This window comes from Streptomyces sp. NPDC002446 (assembly GCF_053595675.1).
In genome coordinates this window covers 1-16,301 of record NZ_JBSFYC010000116.1, presented here as the reverse complement: position 1 = coordinate 16,301, position 16,301 = coordinate 1, and the positions used below count along the sequence as shown (strand labels likewise).

Genomic DNA, 16,301 nt, shown 5'->3' with positions numbered 1-16,301 from the left:
CCGGCGATCCGGAAGAACCGCGGAAACCGGAAGAACCGGGGAAACCGGCAAAACCGAAAAAACTGGGAAAAGGGGTCGGCCGCCTCGGAACAGGGGGGGTGGTTCCGAGGCGGCCGCGCTGACCGGTGTCCCGCGCGCCCCGGGGGGTATGGGGCGGGCGGACGTCCGATCGGTGAGGATTCCCGGAGCCCCCCATTCCAGGGGTTCCGGTGGTGTGCGCGAGGGCACGGCCTGATCGGAGCCGGGGAAGCGCCGACCGGGCGTCGCCCGCAGTCCCCTGCGGGCGGGGTGTTTCTCTCATCTGCAGAAACCGTACGGCACCCGGAGCGCACCGGACAGCCGCATCACCCGGCCGCCATTGGCCCCGCACATCTTCTTCACTCGGCACTTTCAGCTACGCGCGTCCGCCTCGCGAACGCGCGCCCGGCCGCCCCGGCTCGCGGACCGGCGCGCACACGGCCGTGGTCCGGGGCGCGGCACCAGCCGCACCCCGGACCACGGCCCCGGGTTCAGATCCGATTCAGGTCCGGCCCCGCCAGGGCCCGGACCCCGCACACGATCAGATCTCGGCGAACGCCGCCTCAAGGATGTCCAGACCCTCGCCCAGCAGGTCCTCGCCGATGACCAGCGGCGGCAGGAAGCGCAGCACATTGCCGTACGTACCGGTCGTCAGCACCAGCAGACCCTGCTGGTGGCAGGCCTTGGCGAGGGCGCCGGTGGCCTCCGGGTTCGGCTCCTTGGAACCCGACTTGACCAGCTCGATCGCGATCATCGCGCCGCGGCCGCGGACCTCGCCGATGATGTCGTACTTCTCGGCCATCGCGGTCAGCCGCGACTTCATGATCTCGCCGATCCGCAGCGCCTTGGCGTTCAGGTCCTGCTCGCGCATGGTCTCGATCGAGCCGAGCGCCGCGGCGCAGGCCACCGGGTTGCCGCCGTAGGTGCCGCCCAGGCCGCCCGCGTGCGCCGCGTCCATGATCTCCGCGCGCCCGGTGACGGCCGCCAGCGGCAGACCGCCGGCGATGCCCTTCGCGGTCGTGATCAGGTCCGGGACGATGCCCTCGTCCTCGCACGCGAACCACTGCCCCGTCCGGCAGAAGCCGGACTGGATCTCGTCCGCGACGAAGACGATCCCGTTCTCCTTCGCGAAGTTCGCGATGGCGGGCAGGAAGCCCTTGGCCGGCTCGATGAAGCCGCCCTCGCCGAGCACCGGCTCGATGATGATCGCGGCGACGTTCTCCGCGCCCACCTGCTTGGTGATCTGCGAGATGGCCTGCTCGGCGGCCTCCTGCGCGCAGTTCTCCGGGCCGGTCAGCCAGCGGTAGGGGTAGGCCACCGGGACGCGGTAGACCTCGGGCGCGAACGGGCCGAAGCCGTGCTTGTACGGCATGTTCTTGGCGGTCAGCGCCATCGTGAGGTTCGTCCGGCCGTGGTACCCGTGGTCGAACACGACGACCGCCTGGCGCTTGGTGTACGCCCGCGCGATCTTGACGGCGTTCTCCACCGCCTCCGCACCGGAGTTGAACAGCGCCGACTTCTTCGCGTGGTCGCCCGGCGTCAGCTCGGCCAGCTGCTCACAGACCTCGATGTACGGCTCGTACGGCGTCACCATCGCACAGGTGTGGGTGAAGTCGGCGAGCTGCGCGGTGGCCCGGCGGACGACCGCCTCCGCGCTGTTGCCGACCGAGGTCACCGCGATGCCCGAGCCGAAGTCGATCAGGGAGTTGCCGTCCACGTCCTCCAGGACGCCGCCGCCCGCGCGCTTGACGAACACAGGCAGCACGGCCCCGACACCACCGGCCACCGTGGCCTGCTTACGGGCCCACAGCTCCTGCGACTTCGGGCCGGGGATCGCGGTGACGACGCGACGCTCCTGGGCGAGGGCGGGGCCTCCGGACAGTTCGGTCATGGCAGTCTCCTGGGGGTGGAACGGGGACCTACAGAGGTGTTGTTCTCGCAGGTTAGGGGCGGCCGGGCGGGTCTGGCATGTTCCGTTCGGGAGAAGTGCGCGTGTTGCGTTGTCCGCACCGGACATAGCGACGGACCGCGGCCAGTAGATTGAGCGACGGCACGCCCGGCAACGGACGCGCGAACGCGGGCATGACAATGGCAGCGCAGCCGCCGGCCGACACCTCGGCCGACCCGACCACGCACCAGGCCACGGCTCAAGGGGGACAAGGGGCACCGGATGGACACCGAGGGCACGCACGACGCACGCAACACCGCTTCCCACCCGTCCGGGGGAGCGCACCGATCCGAACCCACCGTGCCGCGCCCCGCGGCCCCGCCCGCGCCCCCGGCCGCCGCGCCGCTCACTCCGCCACCGCCCGGCGCTCCGCCCGGTGTTCCGGCCATGCCGGCGGTGCCGCCTGCGGGGGCCGGGGAACCAGAGGTGGTGCGGTGGCTTCGCATGCCGCGGCCGACGGCGGCACCCGGGGTATGGACGTACGGGCACCGGCCTAAGCCGCCTGAGGAAACGGACCGGGTGCCGGGGCGTCAGCTGGTGGCCGGGGCGGTGATTTCGTTCCTGTGTGGATGGCTGGTGTGGTCGCTGCTGTGGAACGGGTACCTCGGCACGTACTGGACCTGGCCCCTCGAAGCTGTTGTCCCCCGTGCCTGGGTAATTGGCGCAACGTCCAGCGACGAGATCATTTACGCGGTTGCCACCCGCGTCTACAGCGGCCTATGGATCCTCGGAATCGCTATCGTCTTCGGCCGCATCGGCCGATGGCCGGAGCTCGCTCGTCGGTATGTGACTCCCCTGCTCCGCCGCCTCCGTCCCCAGCCCCCCGCCGCCCCCCGCCCCGAGTCCGCCGCCGACCCCGCGCAATGGCCCGACCTGCGTCTCCACGGTGCGGCCGACGCCGCCGACAAGCTCGCCGGCGAGGTCCGTGCCGGCCGGATGAACGATGTGGACGTGGCCAGGATCCAACGGGCCTGGCGTTCGGTCCGGTCCGGCAAGAACTCGCTCGCGACGTTCACGGACACCGTGCTCCGGCACGGCGCGGCGGCCTGCGCGCACCCCTCGGGGCGGCGCGATCTGCCCCGTAGGGCCGCGCACCACGACCTGCTCGCCCATCAGGTCCGCATCGGTACCGCCGCCGACCACCCGCGCAACCCCTATCAGCACCGCGGCGTCGGATGCGCCCTGGAGCCGGGCGTCCTGGGTACCTCGCTGCTCGCCGTGGGGCCCGCAGGGAGCGGCAAGACCACCCGTGTGGTCAGGCCGGTGGTGGAGTCGATGTGCCTGCAGGCGCTGGCCGGGCACTGCGCGGTGATCGCCGTAGGACCGTCCGGTGGCGATCTCGGTCCTGACGACGCGTTCGACGTGGTGGTCAGGGTCGGCCGCCCGGATCCGGACTGCGACCTCGACCTCTACGGCGGTACCACCGACCCCGACGAGGCCGCCGGGATCCTCGCCGAGGCGCTGGTGGGTGATCTCGCCGAGCAGTTGCCCGGTGGCGACAGCCGGCGTGCCGCGACCGTACTGGCCCAGCTGCTCGGCCCCTTCCGGGCCGCCCACGACCGGTTCCCGGCCGTGCCCGAGCTGCGTGAACTGCTGGACGGCGCGCCCGAGGCGATCGCCGCCCTGCGCGCCGCGCTGGAGGACACCGGAGCCCACACCCTGCTGCGCGAACTGGATGCCCGGGCCCGCCAGTCGGAGCGCCCCGGCGACCTCGCCGTCCTCCTCGCCGACCGCATCGCCCTCCTGGACCGGCCCGCCTTCGCCGCCTACTTCGACCCGGCGGGGCGCACCCGCCAGGTCTCCCTGCGCGCTCTCGACCACCCGCTGCGGGTCCGGATCGAACTGCCCGAGCGCGGCCATGCGGAGGCCTCACGGATCCTCGCCCGTCTGGTCCTGGCGCAGTTCACCGAGTGCGCGGTGGCCCGCGCCGACCGTTCGCTGTTCGCCTGCCTCGTGCTGGACGAGGCCGCGCACACCATCACGGCCGAGGCACTGCGCGGACTGCAGCGGCTGCGCTCGGCGAACGCCGGTGTGGTGCTGACGCTGCGGTCCCTGGACGACGTCCCCGACGCGCTGCGTGGCACGCTGCTCGGCGCGGTCGGCTGCCGGATGGCGTTCGCGGGCGTCACGACCTGGGACGGTGCGCGGTTCGCCGAGGTCTGGGGCAAGGAGTGGGTGGAGACCCGGGACGTCACGGACCGCCAGATCATCGCCGAGGGCGCCGCGATGAAGGCGTTCCACGTCTTCCGCCACCTGGTCACGGGGAAGGCCGCCACGGCCAAGGCCGTCACCGTGCGCACCGTGGAACGTGAACGCTGGTCCGCCTCCGACCTCGCCAATTCCGTTCCGGCCGGACATGCGGTGCTGTCGGTGACGTCGGTGGCGGGGGAGCACGCACCCCCCGTCCTCGTAGACCTCCGCCCCTGACCCCCGGCCGTTCCGCCCCGGCCATTCCACCCCCCCCGCCATTCCGCCCACGGCCGGGCCCGTCGATTCCTCCGCTGAGGCAGAATCGACACGGGCCGTTCATACGGGGCGGTGCAAACCATCGGTCGGCGGTCGGTCTTCGGTCGCCGTTGTCCCAGTCATCGAAGGTCTTATGCCGCACACCCTCGCTTCCCTGGTCAACCACACCGCGCTCAAGCTGGCCGTGCTCGCGGGCGAGGAGCGGCTGGATGTGCCGGTGCGGTGGGCGCATGCCAGTGAGCTGATCGATCCCGTGCCGTACATGGAGGGCGGTGAGCTGCTGCTGATCACCGCGCTCAAGCTGGACGCGGAGGACGCGGAGGCGACCCGCAGGTATGTGCGGCGGGTCGCGGAGGCCGGGGTGGTCGGGCTGGGCTTCGCGGTCGGGGTGAATTACGAGCAGGTGCCGCAGGCGCTGGTGGAGGCGGCGCGGGAGCAGGGGCTGCCGCTGCTAGGGGTGCCCCGCAGGACGCCGTTCATTGCGATCAGCAAGGCGGTGTCGGCCGCGGTCGCCGCGGACCAGTACCGCGCCGTCACCGCGGGGTTCGAGGCGCAGCGGGAGCTGACCCGGGCGGCGCTCAGCGCGGAGGGGCCGGCCGAGCTGCTGGCCCGGCTCGCCGCGCATCTGGACGGCTGGGCGGCGCTGTACGACGCGTCGGGCGCGGTGGTGGCCGCCGCCCCGGACTGGGCGGCGCGGCGCGCGGCCCGCCTCACCGACGACGTGGCGCGGCTGCGGGAGCGGCCCGCACCCGCCAGTTCGGTGGTCAGCGACACCGACGGCGACGACCGCGTCGAGCTCCAGTCGCTGGGGACGGGGCGCCGGGCGCGCGGTGTGCTCGCGGTCGGTACCGGCGCGCCGCTCGGGACGGCCGAGCGCTACGCCGTGCACTCCGCGGTCGCGCTGCTCACGCTGACCACCGAGCGGTCCCGGGCACTGCAGGACGCCGAGCAGCGGCTGGGCGCCGCGGTGCTGAAGATGCTGCTCGCGGGGGAGCCGGACCATGCGCGGGCGGTGGCGGGGCGGCTCTACGGAGGGCTGCTGGACGCCCCGTTCCGGGTGGTGGTCGCCGAGTCGGTGCCGGACGACGGGCAGCCGTCACCGTCGCCGGGGGCGGGCGCGGGGGCCGGGGGCGCGGGGGTGCTGGACGGGCTCGCCGACGCGATGGACTCCGCGGCCGCCCGGACCGGTGAGGCGGTGCTCGCCGTCCCGGACGGCGGCCGGCTGGTCGTGCTGGTCGCGGACGGCGGGGCGGCCGCGGAGGCCTGTGCCGCGTACGCCGCCGAGGCCGAGGCCCGGGCCGGGGCGCGGACGCGTCCGCGCGGGGGACCGGGGCGGGCCGAGGCGGGGCAGGGCGGTGCCGCGGGCCTGGCCGTCGGGCTGTCGGCGCCGACCGGACCGATGGCCGCCGCGAACGCCTACCGGCAGGCCGAGCAGGCGCTGTCGGTGGCCCGGCGGCGCGGCCGTGCGCTGGTCGAGCACGAGGACGTGGCGGCGGGGTCCGTCCTTCCGCTGCTCGCCGACGACGCGGTGCGGGCCTTCGCGGACGGGCTGCTGCGGGCGCTGCGCGAGCACGACGCGACCGGCCGCGGTGACCTGGTGGCGTCGCTGCGCGCCTGGCTCGCCCGGCACGGCCAGTGGGACGCGGCCGCCGCCGACCTGGGCGTGCACCGGCACACGCTGCGCTACCGGATGCGCCGGGTGGAGGAGATCCTGGGGCGCTCGCTGGACGACGCGGACGTACGGATGGAGCTGTGGCTGGCCCTGAAGGCCACATCGGCGCCGCAGGGGGAGTGAGGGCTCCGCCCGCGGGTGTTCCGGGCACGGGTGTCCGGCCACGGGTGTTCCGGCCGCGGGTGTACCGGGCACGGGTGTTCCGCCCACGGGCTGCGGACACAGGCACCGGCAGGGCTCCGCGGCCCCGCCCACGGGCCCCGCCAACAGGCCCCGCGGTCCCGCCCACAGGCCCCGCCCCACGGGCCCCGCCCGCAGGCTCCGCCCCACAGGTACCGCCCCGCCGCCCCGCTCCGAGGGCCCCCGCCCCCTCCACCGCGGAGAGACACACCCCCTGATTTCTACGCTTCGGACAAACGCCATGGCGGCGCCGCGCCCCTACCGTGGTGGCAGACCCACAACCGCAGAGCCTCTCCCTGAGCCATGCGCACCACCACCACTTCTGAAGGGCCGGGTTCCACTGTGCCGATCCCCACTGATGCAGCCCCCACCGCCTTCTGGCTCGCCGGCCGCGAGGCCACCGGCGAAGCCACCTTCGATGTCACCTCCCCCTGGGACGGACGTCTCGTCGGCACGGTGAGCGTCCCCACCGAGGCGCAGGTCGAGGAGGCCGTCGCCGCCTCCGTCGCCGTCCAGGAAGAGTTCGCCGCCACCCCCGCGCATGTGCGCGCAGCGGCGCTGGACCACGTGCAGCGCCGGCTGGTGGAGCGTACGGAGGAGATCGCCCGGCTGATCTCCGCCGAGAACGGCAAGCCCATGAAGTGGGCGCGCGGCGAGGTCGGCCGGGCGGTGTCCGTCTTCCGCTTCGCGGCCGAGGAGGCCCGCCGCTTCAACGGCGGCGAGGCGCAGCGTCTGGACACCGACGCGGGCGGCGCCGGGCGGCTCGCGCTGACCCGCCGCTTCCCGCGCGGCACGGTCCTGGGGATCGCACCGTTCAACTTCCCGCTGAACCTCTGCGCCCACAAGGTCGCCCCGGCCATCGCGGCCGGCGCCCCGATCATCCTCAAGCCGGCCCCGGCCACCCCGCTGTCCGGCCTGATCCTCGGCGAGCTGCTGGCCGAGACCGACCTGCCGGCCGGCTCCTGGTCGATCCTGCCGGTGCCCAACGACCGGATGCCGGCGCTGGTCCAGGACGAGCGGCTGCCCGTCGTCTCCTTCACCGGCTCCGAGAAGGTCGGCTACGCGATCCTGGACTCGGTGCCGCGCAAGCACTGCACCCTGGAGCTCGGCGGCAACGGCGCGGCCGTCGTGCTGCCCGACTGGTCCTCCGAGGCGGACCTGGACTGGGCGGCGCAGCGGATCGCCGTCTTCTCCAACTACCAGGGCGGCCAGTCCTGCATCTCGGTGCAGCGGGTCATCGCGGACGCGTCCGTCTACGACCGGCTGGTGCCGAAGATCGTGGCGGCCGTCGAGGCGCAGGTCACCGGCGACCCGTCGGACGACGCGACCGAGGTCGGCCCGCTGGTGAACGAGGACGCCGCCAAGCGCGTCGAGGCGTGGGTGGACGAGGCGGTGGAGCGCGGCGCCAGGCTGCTCGCCGGCGGAAAGCGCGACGGTGCCTCCTACGCGCCGACCGTGCTGGAGGACGTGCCCGCCGACGCGACCCTCGCCTGCGAGGAGGTTTTCGGCCCGGTGCTCACCCTCAAGAAGGTCGACGGCGTGGACGAGGCGTTCGCGGCCGTCAACGACTCCAAGTTCGGCCTGCAGGCGGGCGTCTTCACGCACGACACGCAGACCGCCTTCCGCGCCCACCGCGCGCTGGAGGTCGGCGGTGTGGTGATCGGCGATGTGCCGTCCTACCGCGCCGACCAGATGCCGTACGGCGGCGTCAAGCAGTCCGGCGTGGGCCGCGAGGGCGTGCGCTTCGCCATGGAGGACTACACCTACGAGCGGGTCCTGGTCCTGACCGGACTGCCCCTCTAGGACATCCCCTAGGACACCCCCGACCCGGTCCGGACCGGTGGACAGCGACGGCCATCCCTTGGGCCGTATCACCGTCCGGGCCCCGGCCGGCGCACCCCCCGGCGCCGGCCCCGGCGCGGCGCGCTCCGGCACCCTGTTTCCGGAGCGCGCCGCGTCCCCCGTCGGCCCGGCACCACCTCCCCGGTCATGCCGGAACTCGACCGTACGGTGCGGTTCGGGCCGCTGCCTCCTGTCCCGGGCGGAGCCGCGGCGGCGCCTGGGGGAGGAGACGGCCGCGCACGTACCACCAGCGCGGTATGCCGCACCCCCCGAAGGGCCGATACGGCCGCTCCCGGCCCGGCCCGGTCCGGGGCGCAGGTCCCGCATGGCCGACAGGCGCCGTCCGCCCCGCTCCTCCCCGTACCTCCAGTGGTGCAACCCGCGCGGATCGGGTAACTCTCACAAGTAGCGCTGTCCAGCGGCCGACCGGCCCGCCGGCGCAGAACTGCCGACCCCGCGGCGAGGTGAGCTCCTGATGACCGCTCCATCCATCCGCAACGTTTCCGAGCGCGAAGCACGCCAGGTCGCCGAGGCGGCCCGCGAGCAGGACTGGCGCAAGCCCAGCTTCGCCAAGGAACTGTTCCTGGGGCGCTTCCGGCTCGACCTGATCCATCCGCACCCCACCCCGGCGGTCGACGACGTGCGCCGCGGCGAGAAGTTCCTCGCCACCCTGCGGGAGTTCTGCGAGACGCAGATCGACGGCGCCCGGATCGAGCGCGAGGGGCGGATCCCGGACGAGACGGTCGACGGGCTCAAGGCGCTCGGCGCGCTCGGCATGAAGATCGACCCCAAGTACGGCGGCCTCGGGCTCACCCAGGTCTACTACAACCGGGCCCTGTCGCTGGTCGGTTCCGCCAGCCCCGCCATCGGCGCGCTGCTCTCCGCGCACCAGTCGATCGGCGTGCCGCAGCCGCTGAAGCTGTTCGGCACCCAGCAGCAGAAGGAGACCTTCCTGCCGCGCCTGGCGCGCACGGACATCTCGGCGTTCCTGCTGACCGAGCCCGACGTCGGCTCGGACCCGGCCCGGCTGGCGACCACGGCCGTCCCGGACGGCGAGGACTACGTGCTCGACGGCGTGAAGCTGTGGACCACCAACGGCGTGGTCGCCGACCTGCTCGTCGTGATGGCGCGGGTGCCCGCCTCCGAGGGGCACAAGGGCGGCATCACCGCCTTCGTCGTCGAGGCGGATTCGCCCGGCATCACGGTCGAGAACCGCAACGCCTTCATGGGGCTGCGCGGCCTGGAGAACGGCGTGACCCGCTTCCACCGGGTGCGGGTGCCCGCCGCCCACCGCATCGGCCCCGAGGGAGCCGGCCTCAAGATCGCCCTGACCACGCTGAACACCGGCCGGCTCTCGCTGCCCGCGATGTGCGTGGGCGTCGGCAAGTGGTCGTTGAAGGTCGCCCGGGAGTGGTCCGCGGCCCGCGAGCAGTGGGGCCGGCCGATCGCCCGGCACGAGGCCGTCGGCGCCAAGATCTCCTTCATCGCCGCGACCACCTTCGCCCTCGAAGCGGTCGTCGACCTCTCGTCCCAGATGGCCGACGAGAACCGCAACGACATCCGCATCGAGGCCGCGCTCGCCAAGCTCTACGGCTCCGAGATGGGCTGGCTGATCACCGACGAACTGGTCCAGATCCGCGGCGGCCGCGGCTTCGAGACCGCCGACTCGCTCGCCGCCCGCGGCGAACGCGCCGTCCCGGCCGAGCAGATGCTGCGCGACATGCGCATCAACCGGATCTTCGAGGGCTCCACGGAGATCATGCATCTGCTGATCGCCCGGGAGGCGGTGGACGCGCATCTGTCCGTCGCCGGCGACCTCATCGATCCGGACAAGTCGCTCGCCGACAAGGGCCGGGCGGCGGCCAGGGCCGGCGGGTTCTACGCCCGCTGGCTGCCCAAGCTCGTCGCCGGTCCCGGCCAGCTTCCGCGTACGTACCAGGAGTTCGGCCGTCTCGCGGAGCATCTGCGGTATGTCGAGCGGACCTCCCGCAAGCTCGCCCGGTCCACCTTCTACGCGATGTCGCGCTGGCAGGGCCGGATGGAGACCAAGCAGGGCTTCCTCGGCCGGATCGTCGACATCGGCGCCGAGCTCTTCGCGATGAGCGCCGCCTGCGTACGGGCCGAGTACCTGCGCGAGACCGGCGAACACGGCCGGGAGGCGCAGCAGCTGGCCGATGTGTTCTGCAGGCAGGCCAGGATCCGCGTCGAGGAGCTGTTCGGCCGGCTGTGGACGAACACCGACGCGCTCGACCGCAAGGTCGTCTCGGCGGTCCTGGACGGCAGCTACACCTGGCTGGAGGAGGGCGTCATCGACCCCAGCGGTGACGGCCCCTGGATCGCCGACGCCGCCCCGGGCCCGAGCCGGAAGGACAACGTCCGCCGCCCCCTGCGCTGAGCCGCCCCCGGGGCCCGTCCGCGAAGATCCGGCGGACGGGCCCCGCACCGGCGCCGGTCCGGCGGGCCGGGGCCGGTGCGGGGCAGACCCGGCCGGGTGTCCACGGCACCTCGGCGACCGGCCACAATGGACCCCATGACGGACTCCCTCGCCCATCCGCTCCTGCGCTTCGAGCCGGCCGCCGACGGCCTCGGCGATCCGCACGGCCCGCGGTCCCTCGTGGTCCTCGGCTCGACCGGCTCGATCGGCACCCAGGCGATCGACATCGTGCTGCGCAACCCCGACCGCTTCCGGGTGACCGGGCTCTCCGCCGCCGGCGGCCGCACCGAGCTGCTCGCCGAGCAGGCGCACCGGCTGCGGGTGGCCACCGTCGCGGTGGCGCGCGAGGACGCGGTGCCCGCGCTGCGCGCGGCGCTGGCCGACCGGTACGGCGCGGGCGAGCCGCTGCCCGAGATCCTGGCCGGCCCCGACGCGGCCACCGAACTGGCCGCCTCCCCCTGCCACACCGTCCTCAACGGCATCACCGGCTCCATCGGCCTCGCCCCGACCCTGGCCGCCCTGAAGGCGGGCCGGGTGCTGGCCCTCGCCAACAAGGAGTCGCTGATCGTCGGCGGCCCGCTGGTCAAGGAGCTCGCCGCGCCGGGGCAGATCATCCCCGTCGACTCCGAGCACGCCGCGCTCTTCCAGGCGCTGGCCGCCGGCAGCCGTCAGGACGTCCGCAAGCTCGTCGTCACCGCCTCCGGCGGCCCCTTCCGCGGCCGCACCAAGGCCGAGCTGGCGAACGTCACCGTCGAGGACGCCCTCGCCCACCCCACCTGGGCCATGGGCCCGGTGATCACGATCAACTCCGCGACCCTCGTCAACAAGGGCCTGGAGGTCATCGAGGCGCATCTGCTGTACGACATCCCGTTCGAGCGCATCGAGGTCGTCGTGCACCCCCAGTCGTACGTCCACTCGATGGTGGAGTTCACGGACGGCTCCACCCTCGCCCAGGCGACGCCGCCGGATATGCGCGGACCGATCGCGATCGGCCTCGGCTGGCCCGAGCGCGTCCCGGACGCGGCGCCCGCCTTCGACTGGAGCACGGCCTCGACCTGGGAGTTCTTCCCGCTCGACAACGAGGCGTTCCCGTCGGTCGGCCTCGCCCGGCACGTCGGGCAGCTCGGCGGCACCGCCCCGGCCGTCTTCAACGCCGCCAACGAGGAATGCGTCGAGGCATTCCTCAAGGGCGGGCTGCCGTTCACCGGAATTGTGGATACCGTCGCCGATGTGGTCGCCGAACACGGCACGCCCTCGCGGGGAACTTCCCTGACCGTCGCGGACGTCCTGGAGGCGGAGACCTGGGCGCGCGCCCGCGCCCGCGAACTGGCCGCCCGTGCGGCACGGACACCTTCGGAGGCTCGCGCATGACGACCTGGATGACCATCCTCGGCATAGTCGTCTTCGTCGTCGGCCTGCTGTTCTCCATCGCCTGGCACGAACTCGGCCACCTCTCCACGGCCAAGATGTTCGGTATCCGCGTGCCGCAGTACATGGTGGGCTTCGGGCCGACGCTCTTCTCCCGCAAGAAGGGCGACACCGAGTACGGCATCAAGGCGATCCCGCTCGGCGGCTACATCCGCATGATCGGGATGTTCCCGCCCGGGGACGACGGAAAGCTGCAGGCCCGCTCCACCTCGCCGTTCCGCGGCATGATCGAGGACGCCCGCTCGGCGGCCTTCGAGGAGCTGCAGCCCGGCGACGAGAAGCGGCTCTTCTACACGCGCAAGCCCTGGAAGCGCGTCATCGTGATGTTCGCCGGGCCGTTCATGAACCTGGTCCTGGCGGTCGTGATCTTCATGAGCGTGCTGATGGGCTTCGGCATCAACACCCAGACGACCCAGGTCGGCTCCGTCTCGGAGTGTGTGATCTCGGCGGCCGCCAAGACCGACAAGTGCCCGGCCGGCGCCAAGGACTCCCCGGCCAAGGCCGCCGGCCTGCGGGCCGGCGACAAGATCGTCTCGTTCAACGGCCACGCCGTCCCGGACTGGGGCGCCCTCCAGCAGCAGATCCGCGACACCACCGGGCCCGCGACGCTGGTCGTGGAGCGGCACGGCGCCCGTACGACCCTGCACGCGGACCTCATCGAGAACAAGGTCGCCAAGACCGACGGACACGGCGGCTACGTCCCCGGTGAGTTCGTCACCGCCGGATTCCTCGGCTTCACCCCGGCCAGCGGCGTCGTCCCGCAGTCCTTCGGCCAGTCCGTGGACCGCATGGGCAACATGGTCGAGCAGGGCGTCTCGTCGCTGATCAACCTGCCCTCCAAGGTCCCGGACCTGTGGGACGCGGCCTTCAACGGCGGCGAGCGCAAGCAGGACTCCCCGATGGGCGTGGTCGGCGCGGCCAGGGTCGGCGGCGAGGTCTTCTCGCTGGACATCCCGCCGGAGCAGCGGGTGGCGACCATGCTCTTCCTGGTCGCCGGCTTCAACCTCTCGCTGTTCCTGTTCAACATGCTGCCGCTGCTGCCGCTGGACGGCGGGCACATCGCCGGTGCCGTGTGGGAGTCGGTCCGCCGGGCCTTCGCCAAGATCGTCCGGCGTCCGGACCCCGGCCCCTTCGACGTCGCCAAGCTGATGCCGGTCGCCTACGTGGTCGCCGGGATCTTCATCTGCTTCACGCTGCTGGTGCTCGTCGCCGACGTGGTGAATCCGGTGAAGTTGACCTGATCTGGGGTTTGGGGACGGCCGGAGACCTCCGCGGCGTTTGGAGGTGTCCGGCCGTTCTCTTTAGGGGGGCGGCAGGGGAGCGATGTGCCTTGGGCAACGCCCGTGCCGTAACCTCGGAAGCTGGAGCCCGCCGATTCGGGACCTTGATCCATACCTTGGGGTTGCTCGCCAGATGACTGCCATTTCACTGGGAATGCCGGACGTACCGACCAAGCTTGCCGACCGCCGGGTCAGCCGCAAGATCCATGTCGGTCCGGTCGCCGTGGGCGGAGACGCACCGGTCTCGGTGCAGTCGATGACGACGACGCGGACCTCCGACATCGGCGCGACGCTGCAGCAGATCGCCGAGCTGACCGCCTCCGGCTGCCAGATCGTCCGGGTCGCCTGCCCGACCCAGGACGACGCCGACGCGCTCCCCGTGATCGCCAGGAAGTCCCAGATTCCGGTCATCGCGGACATCCATTTCCAGCCGAAGTACGTCTTCGCCGCCATCGACGCCGGCTGCGCCGCGGTCCGGGTCAACCCCGGCAACATCAAGCAGTTCGACGACAAGGTCAAGGAGATCGCCAAGGCGGCCGGCGACGCGGGCACCCCCATCCGGATCGGCGTCAACGCCGGCTCCCTCGACCGCCGCCTGCTGCAGAAGTACGGCAAGGCCACCCCCGAGGCGCTGGTCGAGTCCGCGCTGTGGGAGGCCTCCCTCTTCGAGGAGCACGGCTTCCGCGACATCAAGATCTCGGTCAAGCACAACGACCCGGTCGTGATGGTCAACGCCTACCGCCAGCTGGCCGCCCAGTGCGACTACCCCCTCCACCTCGGCGTCACCGAGGCCGGCCCCGCCTTCCAGGGCACCATCAAGTCCGCCGTCGCCTTCGGCGCCCTCCTCTCCGAGGGCATCGGTGACACCATCCGCGTCTCGCTCTCTGCCCCGCCCGCCGAGGAGATCAAGGTCGGCATCTCCATCCTGGAGTCGCTCAACCTCCGCCAGCGCCGCCTGGAGATCGTCTCCTGCCCCTCCTGCGGCCGCGCCCAGGTCGACGTCTACAAGCTCGCCGAGGAGGTCACCGCCGGGCTCGACGGCATGGAGGTCCCGCTCCGCGTCGCCGTCATGGGCTGCGTCGTCAACGGCCCCGGCGAGGCCCGCGAGGCCGACCTCGGCGTCGCCTCCGGCAACGGCAAGGGCCAGATCTTCGTCAAGGGCGAGGTCATCAAGACCGTCCCCGAGTCGAAGATCGTCGAGACCCTCATCGAAGAGGCCATGAAGATCGCCGAGCAGATGGAGAAGGACGGCGTCGCCTCCGGCGAGCCGACCGTGGCCATCGCCGGCTGACCCACCGCCGCCCGCCGCCGCCGAGCCCCGCCGCCCGCCCAGGGCCGCGGGGCTCACGCCTGCGGCCCCCTCCGCCGCGGGCCGGGTGCTCCCGCGCAGGTGGAGGTAAAGTGCCAAGACCTGCTCCCGCCTGGCCTCCCAGGCCCGTAACGGTGAGGCATTCCGACACGTGCTGACGACCACCACCATCAAGGTCCTCGAGCCCGGGGAGCTCGACGACGCCCTCGCGGTGCTCGACCGCGACCCGGTCGCCAACGCCTTCGTCGCCGCCCGTGTCCAGATCGCGGGCCTCGACCCCTGGCGGCTCGGCGGCGAGATGTGGGGCTGGTACGTCGGCGGCCGTCTGGAGTCGCTCTGCTACGCCGGCGCCAACCTCGTCCCCGTCTGCGCCACCTCCGAAGCCGTCCGCGGCTTCGCCGACCGCGCCCGCCGCCAGGGCCGCCGCTGCTCCTCGATCGTCGGCCCGGCCGGCCCCACCGCCGAACTGTGGTCTCTCCTCGAACCCCACTGGGGACCGGCCCGCGAGATCCGCGCCCACCAGCCCCTGATGGTCACCACCTCCCCGGCCGCCGAGGTCGCCCCCGACCCGTACGTCCGGCGGATCCGCAAGGACGAGATGGACCTGATCATGCCGGCGTGCGTGGCCATGTTCACCGAAGAGGTCGGCATCTCCCCGATGGCCGGCGACGGCGGGCTGCTCTACCAGGCCCGGGTCGCCGAACTCGTCGGATCCGGCCGCTCCTTCGCCCGGGTCGAGGACGGCAGGGTCATCTTCAAGGCCGAGATCGGCGCCGCCACCCAGCGGGCCTGCCAGATCCAGGGCGTCTGGGTCGACCCCGCCCACCGCGGCAGGGGCCTGTCGGAGACCGGCATGGCGGCCGTGCTGCGCTACGCCCTCAACGACGTGGCCCCCGTCGTCAGCCTCTACGTCAACGACTTCAACACCGCCGCCCGCGCCTCCTACCGCCGGGTGGGCTTCGAGGAGGTCGGCGCGTTCATGAGCGTGCTGTTCTGAACTCCGCGGGCGTACTGTTCCGGCCCGCGGCCTTGTACGCTCCGACCATGGATGACGTCGCGGTCGGCCCCCTCGATCTCGCTGCCCGCGTGGATGACGCGCTCACCGTCCAGGCACTCGCCTTCGGACTGAGTGACGAGGAGATCGCCGTGCGCCGGCACATCGTGCTGCGCCACCTCGGCTGCCCCGGCGCCCGCGCCCTCGGCGCCACCACCCCCGCCGGCCGGCTCGTCGGCTTCGTCTACGGCATGCCCAACGACCGCGCCCACTGGTGGTCCACCGTCGTCGAGCCCTATCTGCGCAGCGGCGGCCTCGACCACTGGCTCGACGACTCCTTCACCATCACCGAACTGCACGTCCACCCCGCCTACCAGGGCCGCGGCATCGGACGGACGCTGATCACCCGGATCACCGACGAGGCGAGCCAGCCGCGCTCCATCCTCTCCGCCATCGACGTCGAGAGCCCGGCCCGCGGCCTGTACCGCTCACTCGGCTACCAGGACATCGCCCGCCGCGTCCTGTTCCCGAGCGCCCCCACCCCATACGCCGTGATGGGCGCCACCCTCCCCCTGAAACGCCGCTGAGACGACGACAAGGGCACGCCCCCACCCAGCCTTTTCCCACCCACAACGGGAGGTGGCGGGCCGGAGGGGCAGTGTTTCCGTGTCGCCGATGCTGAGGGAGACCACCGGCGCGCTGGAGCGCTCCTCCTTGTCCTGGTGCATAC

10 protein-coding genes and 2 pseudogenes are annotated in these 16,301 nt (G+C 72.7%); 9 read left to right on the top strand and 3 right to left on the bottom strand.

Annotated features, from left to right (window positions below):
- Positions 1-76 precede the first annotated feature (76 nt).
- Together ACWD6P_RS35235 and gabT are read right to left on the bottom strand one after the other, a co-directional pair.
- Positions 77-301 (bottom strand): annotated as a pseudogene (locus tag ACWD6P_RS35235) (phosphatase PAP2 family protein); the annotation flags it as partial.
- Positions 302-559: 258 nt separating this feature from the next.
- The gene (gene gabT / locus ACWD6P_RS35230) at positions 560-1,909 is read right to left on the bottom strand and encodes a 4-aminobutyrate--2-oxoglutarate transaminase (protein WP_451448292.1); all 1,350 of its coding nucleotides are present in this window, start codon (positions 1,907-1,909) and stop codon (positions 560-562) included.
- A gap of 279 nt (positions 1,910-2,188) precedes the next feature.
- Here gabT and ACWD6P_RS35225 point away from each other — a divergent pair, with 279 nt between their 5' ends.
- The 9 genes from ACWD6P_RS35225 to ACWD6P_RS35185 all read left to right on the top strand — a co-directional run bounded on the left by ACWD6P_RS35225 (position 2,189) and on the right by ACWD6P_RS35185 (position 16,158).
- Positions 2,189-4,393, top strand: coding sequence for an ATP-binding protein (locus ACWD6P_RS35225; RefSeq protein ID WP_451448291.1), 2,205 nt, complete (start codon positions 2,189-2,191; stop codon positions 4,391-4,393).
- A 172-nt stretch (positions 4,394-4,565) separates the two neighbouring features.
- Positions 4,566-6,227 carry a PucR family transcriptional regulator gene (locus tag ACWD6P_RS35220; RefSeq protein ID WP_451448290.1) on the top strand — a complete coding sequence of 554 codons (1,662 nt, stop codon included), beginning with the start codon at positions 4,566-4,568 and terminating at the stop codon, positions 6,225-6,227.
- A gap of 399 nt (positions 6,228-6,626) precedes the next feature.
- Complete coding sequence (locus ACWD6P_RS35215; protein WP_451448289.1) at positions 6,627-8,087, top strand: aldehyde dehydrogenase family protein; 1,461 nt, start codon at positions 6,627-6,629, stop codon at positions 8,085-8,087.
- A gap of 514 nt (positions 8,088-8,601) precedes the next feature.
- Positions 8,602-10,521, top strand: coding sequence for an acyl-CoA dehydrogenase family protein (locus tag ACWD6P_RS35210; RefSeq protein WP_451448288.1), 1,920 nt, complete (start codon positions 8,602-8,604; stop codon positions 10,519-10,521).
- Positions 10,522-10,656: 135 nt separating this feature from the next.
- The gene (gene dxr, locus ACWD6P_RS35205; protein WP_451448287.1) at positions 10,657-11,931 is read left to right on the top strand and encodes a 1-deoxy-D-xylulose-5-phosphate reductoisomerase; all 1,275 of its coding nucleotides are present in this window, start codon (positions 10,657-10,659) and stop codon (positions 11,929-11,931) included.
- A complete protein-coding gene (locus tag ACWD6P_RS35200) occupies positions 11,928-13,229 on the top strand; it encodes a M50 family metallopeptidase (protein WP_451448286.1) in 1,302 nt (433 codons plus the stop codon). The genes dxr and ACWD6P_RS35200 overlap by 4 nt, the downstream gene beginning before the upstream one ends.
- Before the next feature lie 172 nt (positions 13,230-13,401).
- Positions 13,402-14,559, top strand: coding sequence for a flavodoxin-dependent (E)-4-hydroxy-3-methylbut-2-enyl-diphosphate synthase (ispG, locus tag ACWD6P_RS35195; RefSeq protein ID WP_451448285.1), 1,158 nt, complete (start codon positions 13,402-13,404; stop codon positions 14,557-14,559).
- Between the two features lie 169 nt (positions 14,560-14,728).
- Entirely contained in the window at positions 14,729-15,574 is an 846-nt protein-coding gene (locus ACWD6P_RS35190) for a GNAT family N-acetyltransferase (RefSeq protein ID WP_451448284.1), read from the top strand.
- A gap of 47 nt (positions 15,575-15,621) precedes the next feature.
- Complete coding sequence (locus tag ACWD6P_RS35185) at positions 15,622-16,158, top strand: GNAT family N-acetyltransferase (protein WP_451448283.1); 537 nt, start codon at positions 15,622-15,624, stop codon at positions 16,156-16,158.
- A gap of 78 nt (positions 16,159-16,236) precedes the next feature.
- Here the strand turns inward: ACWD6P_RS35185 and ACWD6P_RS35180 are convergent.
- Positions 16,237-16,301, bottom strand: a pseudogene (locus ACWD6P_RS35180) (alpha-ketoglutarate-dependent dioxygenase AlkB); the annotation flags it as partial.

Coding starts and splice junctions, on each gene's coding strand:
- gabT (WP_451448292.1), bottom strand. CDS start 1,909: ATGACCGAACTGTCCGGAGGCCCCGCCCTCGCCCAGGAGCGTCGCGTC.
- ACWD6P_RS35225 (WP_451448291.1), top strand. CDS start 2,189: ATGGACACCGAGGGCACGCACGACGCACGCAACACCGCTTCCCACCCG.
- ACWD6P_RS35220 (WP_451448290.1), top strand. CDS start 4,566: ATGCCGCACACCCTCGCTTCCCTGGTCAACCACACCGCGCTCAAGCTG.
- ACWD6P_RS35210 (WP_451448288.1), top strand. CDS start 8,602: ATGACCGCTCCATCCATCCGCAACGTTTCCGAGCGCGAAGCACGCCAG.
- dxr (WP_451448287.1), top strand. CDS start 10,657: ATGACGGACTCCCTCGCCCATCCGCTCCTGCGCTTCGAGCCGGCCGCC.
- ACWD6P_RS35200 (WP_451448286.1), top strand. CDS start 11,928: ATGACGACCTGGATGACCATCCTCGGCATAGTCGTCTTCGTCGTCGGC.
- ispG (WP_451448285.1), top strand. CDS start 13,402: ATGACTGCCATTTCACTGGGAATGCCGGACGTACCGACCAAGCTTGCC.
- ACWD6P_RS35185 (WP_451448283.1), top strand. CDS start 15,622: ATGGATGACGTCGCGGTCGGCCCCCTCGATCTCGCTGCCCGCGTGGAT.